Source organism: Novosphingobium rhizosphaerae (assembly GCF_050920675.1).
Lineage (GTDB): Bacteria > Pseudomonadota > Alphaproteobacteria > Sphingomonadales > Sphingomonadaceae > Novosphingobium > Novosphingobium rhizosphaerae.
Map to the genome: position 1 here is coordinate 2484597 of NZ_CP137861.1, position 14654 is coordinate 2499250.

Genomic DNA, 14654 nt, shown 5'->3' on the forward strand with positions numbered 1-14654 from the left:
CAGCTAGCCCACGATGACCCGCTTTTCGTTCCAGATTCACGCCACCAGCGGCAAGGCCCGCACCGGCACCATCCAGATGATGCGGGGCGAGATCCGCACCCCCGCGTTCATGCCGGTGGGCACCGCGGCCACGGTCAAGGCGATGAAAGTGGAAGACGTGCGCCGCACCGGCGCCGACATCATCCTGGGCAACACCTATCACCTGATGCTGCGTCCCGGCGCCGAGCGCATGGCCCGGCTGGGGGGCCTGCACGCCTTCATGGGCTGGGATCGCCCGATCCTGACCGACAGCGGCGGCTATCAGGTGATGAGCCTGTCGGAACTGCGCAAGATCACCGAGGATGGCGTGACGTTCGCCAGCCACCTCGATGGCTCGCGCCACATGCTCAGTCCCGAACGCTCGATGGAAATCCAGCGCCTGCTCGGCTCCGACATCGTCATGGCGTTCGACGAATGCCCGCGTGCCGACCAGCCGCGCGACGTGATTGCCCGTTCGATGGAAATGTCGATGCGCTGGGCCCGCCGCAGCCGTGCCGGGTTCGACAGTGGCGAGGAACACGCCGCGCGTTCCGCCCTGTTCGGCATCCAGCAGGGCGCGCTCGATGAAGGCCTGCGCCAGGCCAGCGCCGACGCGCTGCGCGACATCGGCTTCGATGGCTATGCCATCGGTGGGCTTGCCGTCGGCGAGGGGCAGGAGGCGATGTTCGCCACGCTCGATTTCGCACCGGGCCAGTTGCCCGCCGATCGCCCGCGCTACCTGATGGGCGTGGGCAAGCCCGATGACCTGGTGGGCGCGGTGGAGCGCGGAGTGGACATGTTCGATTGCGTGCTGCCCACGCGATCGGGCCGCAACGGCCAGGGCTTTACCTGGAACGGCCCGATCAACATGCGCAACGCCCGCCATGCCGAGGACACCGGCCCGCTCGACGAGCGCTGCACCTGCCCGGTCTGCGCCAAATACAGCCGCGCCTATCTGCATCACCTGCACAAGTCGGGCGAGATGCTGGGCGCCATGCTGCTGACCGAGCACAACCTCTCGTTCTACCAGCAGCTGATGGCGGCCATGCGCGCCGCGATTGCCGAAGACCGCTTTGCCGCCTTTGCCGCCGATTTCCGCCGGGACTATCTGCGCAAGGAGTAAGCCCCGCAAAACGGATGCGAATTTTCCCGGTCCTGCCTTTCCCATCCGCGCCACTTTGCTATGCCTAGCAAGGTTTTGATACGAATTGGGATGGGGCATGGCGCATCGGCATCGGGGATTTGGCGGCCTTTTGGCAGGCGCGGGAATGGCGCTGGTGGCCGCGGTTGCTGGCAGCAGTGCCCAGGCCGCCGATCCGGCGGCGCTGGATGGCGCAGCAGCCGCGCGGGCATTCGGCGCACGCGTGGGCGTTTCGGCAATGAGCATGTCGCCCGATGGCACCCATGTCTCTTTCCTGGTGCCCGATGGCGATGGGCAAAAGGTCATGGTTGCAGATCTGGTTGCGGGCGGTGCGCCGCGCGCGATCCTGGGCAGCAATCGCAGCGATGAAAGGATCCGTAGCTGCACCTGGCCCACCAACCAGCGCCTGTTCTGCCGTGTCCAGGTCTATTCCGAGAATGCCGGCACACCGATCAGCTTTGCGCGCATGCTGGCCGTCGATGTGGATGGCAAGCACGTTGGCGTGGTGTCTGAACAGCAAAGCGATCGGGCCCTGGGTTTCGATTATCACGGCGGCGCGGTGATCGATTGGACCGGCGACAAGCCCGGGCAGGTGCTGATGACGCGCACGTTCGTGCCCGAAACCACGATCGGCACGCACCTGGCCAAGACCGACGACGGCTTCGGCGTCGAATCCGTGGACGCGACCACCTTGCAGCGCCGCACCGTGGAACGGCCCCGTGTCGATGCCGAGGCCTATGTCACCGATGGCATCGGCCACGTCCGCCTGATGGCCCGTGCTGTGGCCAATGCCACCGGTTACGATACCGGCAAGGCCACATGGTATTATCGCAAGGCCGGATCGTCCGATTGGCTGGCGTTGGGCCGCACGGATGAAAGCGACGGCATTTCCGCGCGCGGTTTCCAGCCCGCTGCGGTCGATCCCACGCAGGACGTGGCCTATGGCTTCGATGCCGGCGATGGCGGGCGCAGCGCACTGTTTCGCATCAAGCTGGACGGCTCGCTGGCACGCGATCGCGTGCTTGGGCGCGGCGATGTCGATGTTGACGAACTGGTCACCATCGGGCGCAACCGCCGCGTCGTGGGGTGAGCTACGCCACCGAAACCCGCGTGGTGGAATTCTTCGATCCCGCGCTCAAGGCCCTGGCTGCCGCGCTGCACAAGGCCTTGCCCGGCCAGCCGCAGATCGACTTCATCGATGCGGCGGCCGACGAAAGCCGGCTGCTGCTGCTGGCTGGTGGCGATACTGATCCGGGAACCTATTACGTCTACGACAAGCCGACGCACCATCTCGAACAGGTCCTCGCCGTCCGTCCGGAACTTACCGGTGTCGGCTTGGCCCCGATGAAGCCGATCACTTATCCCGCCGCTGACGGAACGTCGATCCCGGCCTACCTCACGCTCCCGGCTGGCAGCAATGGCAAGGGCCTGCCGGCCATCGTCATGCCCCATGGCGGGCCCAGTGCGCGCGATGAATGGGGTTTTGACTGGCTGGTGCAGTTCTTCGCGGCGCGTGGCTATGCCGTGCTGCAGCCCAATTATCGTGGCTCGTCGGGGTTCGGGATCGATTGGCAATCCAGGAACGGCTTTCAATCCTGGCCCAAGGCGATCGGCGATATCGACGACGCGGGTCGCTGGCTTTTGTCGCAGGGCATTGCCGCGCCCGGGAAGATCGCCATCTTCGGCTGGTCCTATGGCGGCTATGCCGCGTTGCAATCGGGAGTGGTCGATCCCGGATTGTTCAAGGCCGTCGTCGCGGTCGCACCGGTGACGGACCTCGCGCGGCTGCGCGAAAACGCGCAAAGCTATACCAATGGTGTCATCGTCGACCGCCAGATCGGCCATGGCGACTATATCAAGGCGGGCTCACCCGCGCAGAACGCATCGTCGATCACGGTGCCGGTCATGCTGTTTCACGGCGATGCCGATCTCAATGTGCCGGTGGACCAATCGCGCCTGATGGCAGACCGGCTCCGGGCGGCGGGTCGCTCCGTCGAATATGTCGAGTTCAAGAAGCTCGATCATCAGCTCGATAGCGGGGCGGCGCGCATCCAGTTGCTGAGCAGCAGCGATGCGTTCCTGCGCAAGGCGATGGGCATCGCTCCCTAAAGCGAGGCCGCCGCCCCGGGGCGGAGCCCCCGGCGTCAGGCAGCGATCTGGGGACGCGGCGTCATCACCGCCTGCGTCTCCAGGCGGGTGCCGGGATATTGCGCGAATTCGCCGGTGCGCGTGTCCAGAAAGCCGGCGCCGATGGCGCTGGCCTGGGCCTTGGCAGTTTCCAGATCGGGATACCATTTGCCGCAACGGTGCGGGGTGACGAAGCGATACATCAGCATGCTCCGACAATGCCTGCAGCGCCGTGCCGTTCCCGCTTTCTGCTGCGCGCGTGCGCGATTTGCGACGATCCGTTTATTGCGGGAAACGGCTGAAAATGTTGCTTTAATATGTCTACCAGGCAGAGGCCATCGGTGGCAGCATTTCCGCCAGGAATTCGATCCAGGCGCGGGTTCTGGCAGCCGGCCGGCGCGAGGGATGGGTGACCGCATGGATCGCGCCGAGTTGCGCCAGGGGCTGGTCCAATGGCACCTCCACCAGCCGGCCCTCGCGCAGCGCGCGTGCCGCGATGAAGCGCGGGCCATAGACCAGGCCCAGGCCTGCAGCGGCAGCTTCAACCAGCACATCGCCGTTGTCGGCTTGCAGCGTTCCGCGCACCGGCTGGTGGATCGTGCCGTCCAGGCCAAAGCGCCAGATGTGCCGCCCCAGCATCGACAGCGTGAAGCCAAGGCAATCGTGCTGCGCCAGGTCGCTCAATTGCGTGGGCGTGCCGCGCCGCGCGAGATAGTTGGGTGAAGCGCAGACGACCAGGTGCATGTCGGCCAGCTTGCGGGCGATCAGGTTGCCATCCAGCAGCCGGCCGATGCGGATCGCCATGTCCCAGCGCTCTTCCACCAGGTCGACATGCCGGTCGCTCAACCCCAGTTCGATGACGATGCCCGGGTGGCGCTGGTTGAAGGCGGCCACCAGCGGGGCCAGGTGCAGCACGCCGAACGACATCGGCACGCTTACCCGCAACAGTCCCTCGATCGCCACGCTTTGGGCGGCGGCATCGGCTTCCGCCTCGCGCAAGTCGGCCAGCACGCGCGTCGCCCGGTCGAGATAGGCCGTGCCCGCCTCGGTCAACAGCAGGCGCCGGGTGGTGCGGTGGACCAGCGTGGTGCCCAGCCTGCTTTCCAGCGCGGTAAGATGCTTGGCGGCCATCGCGGGGGACATGTGCAGCGTGCGCGCGGCGGCCGAAAGCCCGCCCAGGCGGATCGCTTCCACGAAGACTTCGATGCCGGTCAGGCGGTCGGCCACAGATTTCCTACCTCTGGTAAAAAGACAATGTCGTTGGCGACATATTATCATCCAAGGGTGGAAACGCCATCATGGCTGGGATCATTTCAACAAGGACGATCCCCTGTCATGACACGCAACAAGACTTTCGCCGCCCTGGCTCTGGCGCTGGCGGTTCCCGCCCTCGCGGTGCCGGCGCTGGTCGCCGCGCAGGCGACGGCCGCGCCCTCGGCCGTGCCGGCTGGCACCTATCAGGTGGAAAGCCACCACACCCTGGCCGAATTCACGGTCAGCCACTTCGGCTTCAACGATTTCTTCGGCGTCATCCCCGGCGCCACCGGCACGATGACGCTCAACCCGGCGGATCTTGCCGCCACGGCGCTCGACGTGTCGCTGCCGGTCTCGGCCATCTCCACCACCAACGCGACGCTTGATGGTGAACTCAAGAGCGCCGACTGGTTCGACGCGGCCAAGTATCCCACCATCCGCTTCGTGGCGCGCAAGGTGGTGCCCACTGGCGAGCGCAGCGCCAAGATCGAAGGTGATCTTACCCTGCACGGCGTGACCAAGCCGATTACGCTCGATGCCACGTTCGGCGGCGCCGGTGCCAATCCGATGAGCAAGGCCTTCACCGTGGGCTTTGGCGCCACCGGCACGCTCAAGCGTTCGGACTTCGGCGTGAGCAAGTACGTGCCCTTCGTGAGCGACGAAGTGCGCCTCAAGATCACTGTGGCGTTCGAAAAGAAGGCCTGATCGGCAAGGCGGCCCGGTGCGTGCAAACGCATCGGGCCTGCCGGCCAACCGCTGCTCGCAGGCAACAAAAAAGGCGGGGCAAAACCCCGCCTTTTCCGTTTGTCTGATCCTGTGTGGACCGACCGATCAGCGCGAATAGAATTCGACGACCAGGTTCGGTTCCATCTTCACCGGATAGGGCACTTCGTCGAGCGTGGGCACGCGCACGAAAGTGATCTTGTCGTTGCCTTCCTGGGCGACGTAGTCAGGCACGTCGCGCTCGGGCAGGGCCTGGGCTTCGGCGATCAGGGCCATTTCCTTGGCCTTGGGGCCCAGGGTGATGACGTCGCCGGGGCGCACGCGGCGGCTGGCGATGTTGCACTTCACGCCGTTCACGCGGATGTGGCCGTGCGAAACGATCTGGCGAGCCGAGAACACGGTCGGCGCGAACTTGGCGCGGTACACGACCATGTCGAGGCGCTGTTCGAGCAGGCCGATCAGGTTCTGACCGGTATCGCCCTTCATGTTCGACGCTTCCTGGTAGGTGCGCTTGAACTGCTTTTCGGTCACGTCGCCGTAGTAGCCCTTGAGCTTCTGCTTGGCGCGCAGCTGGATACCGAAGTCGGAAACCTTGCTCTTGCGGCGCTGGCCGTGCTGGCCGGGGCCATACGAGCGGCGGTTCACCGAGCTCTTGGGGCGGCCCCACAGGTTTTCACCAAGGCGACGGTCAATCTTGTACTTGGACGAATGGCGCTTCGACACGCGTTCGTTCCTTTCAACTAGCGTTTCATGTGAGGAAAGCCGCTGCGGCCTTCCTGGCTGTTGTCCGGACCCGCACCATCTGGCCTGTTGCCAGATGCGGCCACCACTTCACCGGACGTGTGGGGCCAATTGCGAAGGCGCGCCTAGAACAGGCATTGCCTTCAGAGTCAAGTGCGGAAAGGGAGAACGGGAAAAATCGGCGGGTTTGCGCCGTTCAGGGCCGCTCGCCAGGGGTGCGGCGCAAGGTGGAGAGCACCCCGCGCAGGGTGCGGATTTCCAGGTGATTCCACGCCGGCTTGGTCAACATCGTGCGCAAGGTGCGGCGGCTGGCCTCAGCGCGGCTGGGGGGCTGGAAATAGCCACGCGGTTCCAAGAGGTCGCACAGCTGGCTGAACATGCCCTCGAATTCCTCCTGCGGGGCAGGGGGCAGCAGTTCTTCCACCGTGGGCTGCACCAGCGCGGTGGCGCAGCCCTGATGCTTGGACCATTCATAGGCGCACAGGATCACCGCCTGGGCCAGGTTGAGCGAGCCGAATTCCGGGTTGATCGGCACGGTCACGATCGTGCGCGCCAGCGCCACGTCGTCGGTCTCCAGGCCCGACCGCTCCGGGCCGAACACCAGCGCGCTGCGGCCTTCCTCGGCCACGATCGCGCGCGCGGCTTCCTCGGGCGTGACGACCGGCTTGGTCACCCCGCGCTTGCGCACGGTGGTGGCATAGACATGGGCGCAATCGGCCACGGCCTCGGCCAGGCTGTCGAACACCTGGGCGCGTTCCAGCACGATGTCGGCACCCGAGGCAGCGGGCCCTGCCGAGGGGTTGGGCCAGCCATCGCGCGGGGAAACCAGGCGCATTTCAGCCAGGCCGAAGTTGAGCATGGCGCGCGCGGCCTTGCCGATGTTTTCGCCCAGTTGCGGGCGCACGAGCACGATAACGGGTTGGGAAGGCATGGTTCTTACTTGGCCACTTCGCGCACGGAAGAGGCGAATTCCTCGAAATCGCGGGCTTCGGAAAAATCGCGGTAGACGCTGGCAAAGCGGATATAGGCCACGCTGTCCAACTGGCGCAGCCCGTCCATCACCATTTCACCGATCACCTTGCTGGCCACTTCGCCATCGCCCATCGTCTCGATCTGGCGCTGGATGCCGGTAACCAGCTGGTCCAGCCGTTCCTGGGTGACCGGGCGCTTGCGGCAGGCGAGCGCCACGGACTGTTCGATCTTGGTGCGGTCGAACGGTTCGCGGCGCGGCTCGCTGCCATCGCCCTTGTTCTTCACCACCAGCACTTCGCGCAATTGCACGCGTTCGAACGTGGTGAAGCGGGCGCCGCAGCTTTCACATTGGCGCCGCCGGCGGATCGAGGTGTTGTCCTCGGTCGGCCGGCTGTCCTTCACCTGGCTGTTGTCATGGGCGCAGAACGGGCAACGCAAACGTTCAAAGCTCCGGGTAGATGGGGAACTGGGCGCACAGGTCGGCCACGGCATCGCGCACGCGCTGTTCCACCTGGCCATCGCCTTCGTCGCCATTGCGGGCAAGGCCTTCGACGACCTGGGCGATCAGCTGGCCGATCTGGCGGAATTCTTCCTCGCGGAAGCCGCGCGTGGTGCCCGCCGGCGTACCCAGGCGAATGCCCGAGGTGACAAACGGCGAGCGCTTGTCGAACGGCACGCCGTTCTTGTTGCAGGTGAGCCAGGCGCGATCGAGACCCTTTTCAGCGGCCTTGCCGGTCACGTCCTTGGCCGACAGGTCCACCAGCATCAGGTGGTTGTCGGTGCCGCCCGAAACGATCGACAGGCCCGCATCGACCAGCGACGCCGAAAGCGCGCGGGCATTGGCCACGATCTGGTGGGCATAGGCCTTGAATTCTGGGCGCAGGGCATCGGCAAAGGCCACCGCCTTGGCGGCGATCACATGCACCAGCGGGCCACCCTGCAAGCCGGGGAACACCGCCGTGTTGAACTTCTTGGCCAGCGCCTCGTCGTTGGTGAGGATGATGCCCGAACGGGGACCGCGCAGGCTCTTGTGCGTGGTGGAGGTGACCACATGGGCATGCGGGAACGGCGAGGGGTGCGCGCCACCGGCAACAAGGCCGGAGAAGTGCGACATGTCGACCAGCAGCCAGGCGCCCACTTCATCGGCGATTTCGCGGAAGCGCGGGAAATCCCACACGCGCGAATAGGCGGTGCCGCCCGCGATGATCAGCTTGGGCTTGTGCTCGCGCGCCAGGCGGGCCACTTCGTCCATGTCGATCAGGTGATCTTCCGGGCGCACGCCGTAGGGGATCGGCTTGAACCACTTGCCGCTCATGTTGACCGGCGAACCGTGGGTGAGGTGGCCGCCCGAATTGAGATCCAGCCCCATGAAGCTGTCGCCCGGCTGGAGCAGGGCCAGGAACACCGCCTGGTTCATCTGGCTGCCCGAATTGGGCTGCACATTGGCGAAATCGCAGCCGAACAGCTTCTTCGCGCGTTCGATCGCCAGGGTTTCCACCACGTCGGCATATTCGCAGCCGCCGTAATAGCGCTTGCCCGGATAGCCTTCGGCATACTTGTTGGTGAAGACCGAGCCGGTCGCTTCCAGCACGGCCAGGCTGGTGATGTTTTCCGAAGCGATCAGCTCGATCTTGGTCTGCTGACGCTTCAATTCACCCTGGATGGCGGCGAAGACTTCGGGATCGGCCGAGGCGAGGTGCTCGGTAAAGAAGCCGGCCGTGCGGACTTCCGACGGTGCGGTGGCAGCGGTGGACATCGGTGGGGCTCCTTTTCAGAGTGCGGGATTGGAAAGCTTGGTAACGCGGCGCACGTGGCGGTCACCAGCAAAGGGGGTGGCGAGAAACGCCTCGACGCAGGCCTTGGCCATGTCCAGCCCGGTCAGGCGGGCACCCATGGCCAGCACGTTGGCATCGTTGTGTTCGCGCGAAAGCTTGGCCGAAAGCGGCTCGCCCACCAGGGCGCAGCGCACGGCGGGATTGCGGTTCACGGCAATGGAAATGCCGATGCCCGAACCGCACAGGGCAATGCCGCGCTCGGCTTCGCCGGCCGCCATCGCGCTCGCCAGCTTGTAGCCATAGTCGGGGTAGTCGACGCTGTCGCCGTTGTAGGGGCCAAGGTCGGCCACGTCGTGGCCCAACTCGCCCAGCCATTGGACAAGATCGGCTTTCAGCGCCAGCGCGGCGTGATCGGAAGCAATGGCAATGCGCATGGGTTATAGCGTTTCCGGTTGCCTGTTACGGATATCGTGTCGGGGATTCTGGCGTCCCCCTAAACCCATTGCGCGCGCTATGCCAGATTAATTGGGCTTATGTTGCACCCATTGCCCCGATGGGTGGGCGAGGGGCGTCCGCGCTCAATGCGCCTCGCCGTGCGCGGCGGCCATCTTCCTGGCCACTTCGGGATGCTTGGCGAGATAGTCGGTGATCTGCGCTTTCATTTCCTGCGCGGTGGCCATCCCAACGGACATGCCCTCGCGGTTGAGCGCACCCATCACGGCCATCACTTCCGGGTCCTGCATCAGCTCTGCCGCGCGCGAGAGATAGCGCCCGCCCGCCGGCGTCTGGGCAAAGGCCAGGATGGCGCGCAGGTCTTCGCTGGAAAAGCGGCGCACATAGGCATGGGCCATCGCCTGCGTCAGTTCGGGCAGGTGGCGTTCCATCGCCGGGCGCATCGCGGCGGGCATCTTTTCGAGCATGGTGTCGAAAATCTGGTTGAGGCCGGGATCGTCCACGCCCAGGCCGGCGGCGATGTTGCCGCGCATGGCAGCCATCATCGCTTGCGTGACGCGCTCCACGATGGCCAGGCGCTGTTCGGGCGGCAGGATCACCGCGATGATCTGGTTGGCCACTGCCACGTCGGCGGGATTGAGCGGCACGGCAGCGGGGGGCGGCGTGGTCTGCGCGGCTGCGGGGCTGAGCGGCATGGCAATGGTGGCCAGAACGGCAAGGGCCATGGCGCGGCGGGCAAATGGCATCATCGGCTTCTCCCAGATACGGGGCAGGTGATCCATGCGTCCCGTGGCGCGGTGGTTGCGCCTTGTTGCATCCCGGTCAAGCCGCGAAAGCACTGCGACAGCGCCATGCACCGGGTGGAAATGAAAACGGGGCGGCATCGCTGCCGCCCCGCTTCATGTCATCAGCGGAACGAACCGCTGAGCGAAACCCCGATCGTGCGGGGATCGTTGTAGATCCCGGCGCGATAGTTCGAGGTGTCGATCACCCCGATCAGGTTGCGCTTGTCGGTCAGGTTGCGGGCAAACACCGCCAGTTCATAGCGGCCCCAGGCAACGCCAGCCTTGGCGCCCAGTTCGTAATTGCCGTTGGAGGTGTATTCCACCGTCTTGTACGGCACGTACATGGTATAGCCCTGCAGGTTGAAATCGCCGCCGACAAAGGCCTTGAAATCATCGCTGAGCGGCAGGTCGTAACGGCCCGAGATGTTCAGGTTGAACTTGGGCGCGTTGGGCAGCGGATTGCCGTTGATCTGCGCAAAGTAGTTCGCGCCCACCTGCTTGACCGGGTTGAGCACGGTTTCCGACAGCACGCCGCCGGCCGAGCCGGCCTGGGCATAGACATTGCTGTCCTTCACTTCGGTGTGCAGCACGCTCACGCCGATATCGAAGCGCAGGTTGGTTGCCGGGCGCAGGCCCAGTTCCGCTTCCGCGCCATAGCCCACGGCCTTGTCGGCATTGAACAGCACGCCGCTACCGTTGCTGTCGTTGCCGTTGAGCTGGATGTCGGTGACGGTGTAGTAGAACCCGGTGAGGTTGAACGTGACGGCATTGTCCAGCCACGCGCTCTTCACGCCGGCTTCCCACGAGGTGTTCTTTTCCGAATTGGCCGTGGTGAAGGCCGAATTGAACACGGCCGAGCGACCCTGGATGGTCGGGCCACGGAAGCCGCGCGCCACGCGGGCAAAGAACGACAGGTCGGAATTGGCGCGATAGAGCAGGCTTGCGTCAAAGCTCGGCTGCGTGTCCGACAGGCGCACGGTGCGCGGCGCGGTGGACGGGAACGTGACGACGCCGCCCACGGTGTCTGCCGTCTTGAGCAGCGAGGTGGTCTTGGTGTCGTTAGACAGGCGCGCGCCAGCGGTGAAGCGCAGCTTCTCGGTCAGGTCATAGCTGGCCTGGCCGAACACCGCCCAGCTGGTGTTGACGTTGTGCAGCAGCACCCAGTTGTTGGGATTGGGCGTGGTGCCCAGCGCATTGCTGGTGAGGAAATAGGCGCGCTGGTCGAACTCGGTGTAATCACGCGAATCGAAGTAGATGCCGCCAAACTGCCACTTGAAGCGGGCCGCATCCGGGCTCGCCAGGCGCAGTTCCTGGCTCCACTGGTTGAGGCTACGCAGCACGCCGCGCGATTCGCCATAGCCGGCGCCACCGAAATTGGCCGCCGCGCCGCCATCGGTGTCACCCCGGCTGGACCCGTGCGAGGCTTCGTAGGCGGTGATCGAGGTCAGCGTCGCGCCGCCGAAATCCTGCACGGCCTTGAGCGAGACGCCCTTGGTCTTGTAGGCCTGCGGGTTGTTGCCGCCTTCGTCATAGGCAACATTGGTCAGGTCCAGGTTTTCCGGCACGGTGTGCGTGCCCTTCTGGATCGACCCGCGATAGAAGATCGAGGCGCTGCCGTCATAATCGCGGTAGTGGCCCGACACGCGCAGCGACAGGGTTTCGGTGGGCTGGACCAGCAGCTGCAGGCGCACGTCGCGTTCGTTGAAGCCGCCCATCACATTGTTGCCGGGCTTGGTGCCGTCGTCGCTCACGCCGGTATAGGTGTTGTTGATCCAGTTGTCGCGGTGCTGGTAGAGGCCCGACAGGCGGAAGCTGATGCGGCCATCGCTGGTCAGCGGGCCGCCGACGCCGGCATCCACGTTGATCGCGTTGCGGCTGCCCCAGCTGGCGCTGCCCTGGCCCTGCCACGTCGCGGTGGGCTGGGCGGTGTCGAACTTGACGATGCCAGCCGTGGTGTTGCGGCCGAACAGCGAACCCTGGGGCCCGCGCAGCACTTCGACCTGGGCAATATCGAACGCCGGGTTCGACTTGAGCACGACGTGCTCCATCACCACGTCGTCCTGGATCACCGAGACCGGCTGCGAGGCGCCGAGGTAGAAGTCGATATTGCCCAGGCCACGGATGTAGAAGCGCGGGAAGATGCGGCCCGTGGTCGATTCAACGTTGAGGCTGGGCACGCGGCCGGCCAGCGAAAGCAGCGTGTCGGCGCCGGCAGCCTGCAGGTTGTGCAGCAGCTCGGGCTTCATCACCGCCACCGAAACCGGCACGGACATGATGTTTTCCTGGCGGCGCTCGGCGGTCACGACGATGGCATCGCCGGTTTCGGCGGCCGTGTCGGCAGCAGCCGGTGCGGTGTCTTGCGCGAATGCTGCGGGCGCGATGGCCGCAAGCGCGGCTCCCGCCAGCATGGCGGCAGCGAAATGGGTGGTACGCATGGAAATTCCCCTGACGGAAGGACGCGGTCTTTGCCGCTGTGGTTTGGTCCCTGCGGGGCTATTAGCGTTGTGTGTCAAACCTGTGTCAGACTAATGCAGGTTTGTGTCGGTTTCATCTGATACTGATGCCGCATTGCAACACAATGTCCGCAACGCAAAAGAGGCGCCGGGCCGGTGGCCGGGCGCCTCTTGCATGATGGGGCAGGAATGCCGCGCTTACTGGTCCAGGAACGAGCGCATCTTGCGGCTGCGGCTCGGGTGCTTGAGCTTGCGCAGCGCCTTGGCCTCGATCTGGCGGATACGTTCGCGCGTCACCGAGAACTGCTGGCCCACTTCCTCCAGCGTGTGATCGGTGTTCATGCCGATGCCGAAACGCATGCGTAGCACGCGTTCCTCGCGCGGGGTCAGGCTGGCAAGGACGCGGGTGACGGTTTCCTTGAGATTGGCCTGGATGGCCGCATCCACCGGAATGATCGCGTTCTTGTCCTCGATGAAATCGCCCAGGTGCGAATCTTCCTCGTCGCCGATCGGCGTTTCGAGAGAGATCGGCTCCTTGGCGATCTTCATCACCTTGCGCACCTTTTCGAGCGGCATCGACAGACGCTCGGCCATTTCCTCGGGCGTGGGCTCGCGGCCCTGCTCGTGCAGGAACTGGCGGCTGGTGCGCACCAGCTTGTTGATCGTTTCGATCATGTGCACCGGGATGCGGATGGTGCGCGCCTGGTCGGCGATCGAGCGGGTGATTGCCTGGCGGATCCACCACGTGGCATACGTGCTGAACTTGTAGCCGCGGCGATACTCGAACTTGTCCACCGCCTTCATCAGGCCGATGTTCCCTTCCTGGATCAGGTCCAGGAATTGCAGGCCACGGTTGGTGTACTTCTTGGCGATCGAGATCACCAGGCGCAGGTTCGCCTCGACCATTTCCTTCTTGGCGATGCGCGCTTCGCGCTCGCCCTTCTGCACCATGTTCACGATGCGGCGGAATTCGGCCAGTTGCATGCCGGTGGCCGAAGCGATGTCGGCCACTTCGGAACGAATGCGCTCGACGGCGGCGGTTTCGTTGGCGGCAAAGGCCGCCCACTTCTTGTCGCGCGTGGCGAGCGACTGCAACCAGCCTTCGTCCAGTTCACGGCCGACGTAGTGATCGAGGAAATCCTTGCGGCTCACCTTGTGGCGTTCGGCCAGGCGCAGCATCTGCCCGCCCAGCGTGGTCAGCCGGCGGTTGAACGCATAGAGATTGTCGACCAGGTATTCGATCTTGGAGGCATGGAACTGCACGCTTTCCACCTGCGCGGTCAGTTCCTCGCGCAGCTTGTGGTATTCGGCTTCCTTGGCGGCCGAAAACGCCAGGCCAAGGCCCAGGGAATCCAGGCGCTCGCCCTGCAGCTTTTCGAAAGTGCGGAACAGGCTGGTGATTTCGGCGAACTTCTCAAGCGCGGCCGGCTTGAGCGTGGCTTCCATCTGGGCAAGGGAAAGGGTGTTGTCCTCTTCCTCTTCCTCGGCCGGGCGCGCGCGGCGTTCGCGCAGCTCGTCGTCCTCGTCCTCAGTTTCCTCTTCCTCGACGTCTTCCTCTTCCTTGAAGGAAGGGCCGGCGGTCGCTTCGCTGATTTCGCCGTCGGCGTCTTCACCGTCTTCGGAAAGGTTTTCCGGCTGCGGTTCCTTGGACAGCATGGCGTCGAGATCGAGGATCTCGCGCAGCTGCATTTCGCCCGCGTTTAGCGCTTCGGACCACTGGATGATGGCGTGGAAGGTGATCGGGCTTTCGCACAGGCCCATGATCATGGTGTCGCGGCCGGCTTCGATGCGCTTGGCGATGGCGATTTCGCCCTCGCGGCTGAGCAGCTCCACCGCGCCCATTTCGCGCAAGTACATGCGCACCGGGTCGTCGGTACGCTCGATGGTTTCCTTGCGCTTTTCCACAACCGGGCGGTCATCCATCCCGGTGTCGGCGTCTTCGGCTTCCTCGGCCTCACGCTCTTCGGGATCGACCGCGTCCTCGTCGCTCTCGACGATGTTGACGCCCATTTCCGAGATCGCGGCCATGATGTCCTCGATCTGCTCGGAGGACATCTGGTCTTGCGGCAAAGCCTCGTTCAGCTCGTCATAAGTGATGACCCCGCGGCGCTTGGCGCGCGCGATCAGCTTCTTGATCGAAGCCTCGTTAAGGTCGATCAGCGGTGCATCGCCGCTATCGGTCTTGTCGTTGGAAGCCATTAACCCCGGTACC

The 14654-nt window shown here is 64.8% G+C and carries 14 protein-coding genes; 4 read left to right on the forward strand and 10 right to left on the reverse strand.

All coding sequences use genetic code 11. The features are described from left to right. Window positions 1–13: 13 nt before the first annotated feature. The 3 genes from tgt to R9J51_RS11345 all read left to right on the forward strand — a co-directional run bounded on the left by tgt (window position 14) and on the right by R9J51_RS11345 (window position 3268). The gene (gene tgt, locus R9J51_RS11335; protein WP_169474080.1) at window positions 14–1141 is read left to right on the forward strand and encodes a tRNA guanosine(34) transglycosylase Tgt; all 1128 of its coding nucleotides are present in this window, start codon (window positions 14–16) and stop codon (window positions 1139–1141) included. A gap of 145 nt (window positions 1142–1286) precedes the next feature. Continuing rightward, window positions 1287–2249, forward strand: coding sequence for a hypothetical protein (locus tag R9J51_RS11340; protein ID WP_432787397.1), 963 nt, complete (start codon window positions 1287–1289; stop codon window positions 2247–2249). Next, complete coding sequence (locus R9J51_RS11345; protein ID WP_432787398.1) at window positions 2246–3268, forward strand: alpha/beta hydrolase family protein; 1023 nt, start codon at window positions 2246–2248, stop codon at window positions 3266–3268. Before R9J51_RS11340 ends, R9J51_RS11345 begins: the two co-directional genes overlap by 4 nt. Window positions 3269–3303: 35 nt before the next feature. On the opposite strand, the gene R9J51_RS11350 is transcribed toward R9J51_RS11345, so the two are convergent. Then, on the reverse strand, window positions 3304–3495 hold the full coding sequence (locus R9J51_RS11350) for a hypothetical protein (RefSeq protein ID WP_168554567.1): 192 nt from the start codon (window positions 3493–3495) through the stop codon (window positions 3304–3306). A gap of 112 nt (window positions 3496–3607) precedes the next feature. Further along, on the reverse strand, window positions 3608–4513 hold the full coding sequence (locus R9J51_RS11355; protein WP_179504513.1) for a LysR family transcriptional regulator: 906 nt from the start codon (window positions 4511–4513) through the stop codon (window positions 3608–3610). Between the two features lie 108 nt (window positions 4514–4621). Here R9J51_RS11355 and R9J51_RS11360 point away from each other — a divergent pair, with 108 nt between their 5' ends. Further along, on the forward strand, window positions 4622–5245 hold the full coding sequence (locus R9J51_RS11360) for a YceI family protein (RefSeq protein ID WP_168554569.1): 624 nt from the start codon (window positions 4622–4624) through the stop codon (window positions 5243–5245). A 126-nt stretch (window positions 5246–5371) separates the two neighbouring features. Here the strand turns inward: R9J51_RS11360 and rpsD are convergent, their stop codons facing one another. The 8 genes from rpsD to rpoD all read right to left on the reverse strand — a co-directional run bounded on the left by rpsD (window position 5372) and on the right by rpoD (window position 14641). After that, on the reverse strand, window positions 5372–5986 hold the full coding sequence (gene rpsD / locus R9J51_RS11365) for a 30S ribosomal protein S4 (protein WP_168554570.1): 615 nt from the start codon (window positions 5984–5986) through the stop codon (window positions 5372–5374). Window positions 5987–6200: 214 nt separating this feature from the next. Further along, on the reverse strand, window positions 6201–6935 hold the full coding sequence (locus R9J51_RS11370) for an RNA methyltransferase (protein WP_179504514.1): 735 nt from the start codon (window positions 6933–6935) through the stop codon (window positions 6201–6203). A gap of 5 nt (window positions 6936–6940) precedes the next feature. After that, on the reverse strand, window positions 6941–7378 hold the full coding sequence (gene nrdR, locus R9J51_RS11375) for a transcriptional regulator NrdR (RefSeq protein ID WP_432787399.1): 438 nt from the start codon (window positions 7376–7378) through the stop codon (window positions 6941–6943). A gap of 40 nt (window positions 7379–7418) precedes the next feature. After that, window positions 7419–8732 (reverse strand): serine hydroxymethyltransferase, encoded by a 1314-nt coding sequence (glyA, locus tag R9J51_RS11380; protein ID WP_168554573.1) that lies wholly within the window; start codon window positions 8730–8732, stop codon window positions 7419–7421. 15 nt (window positions 8733–8747) lie between these two features. Continuing rightward, on the reverse strand, window positions 8748–9185 hold the full coding sequence (gene rpiB / locus R9J51_RS11385; RefSeq protein ID WP_168554574.1) for a ribose 5-phosphate isomerase B: 438 nt from the start codon (window positions 9183–9185) through the stop codon (window positions 8748–8750). Window positions 9186–9329: 144 nt separating this feature from the next. Continuing rightward, window positions 9330–9953, reverse strand: coding sequence for a DUF2059 domain-containing protein (locus R9J51_RS11390; protein WP_168554575.1), 624 nt, complete (start codon window positions 9951–9953; stop codon window positions 9330–9332). Between the two features lie 158 nt (window positions 9954–10111). Beyond that, on the reverse strand, window positions 10112–12424 hold the full coding sequence (locus R9J51_RS11395; RefSeq protein WP_179504516.1) for a TonB-dependent receptor domain-containing protein: 2313 nt from the start codon (window positions 12422–12424) through the stop codon (window positions 10112–10114). Between the two features lie 216 nt (window positions 12425–12640). After that, window positions 12641–14641: an RNA polymerase sigma factor RpoD gene (rpoD, locus tag R9J51_RS11400; RefSeq protein WP_168554577.1), complete on the reverse strand. Its 2001-nt coding sequence runs from the start codon at window positions 14639–14641 to the stop codon at window positions 12641–12643. Window positions 14642–14654: the final 13 nt, after the last annotated feature.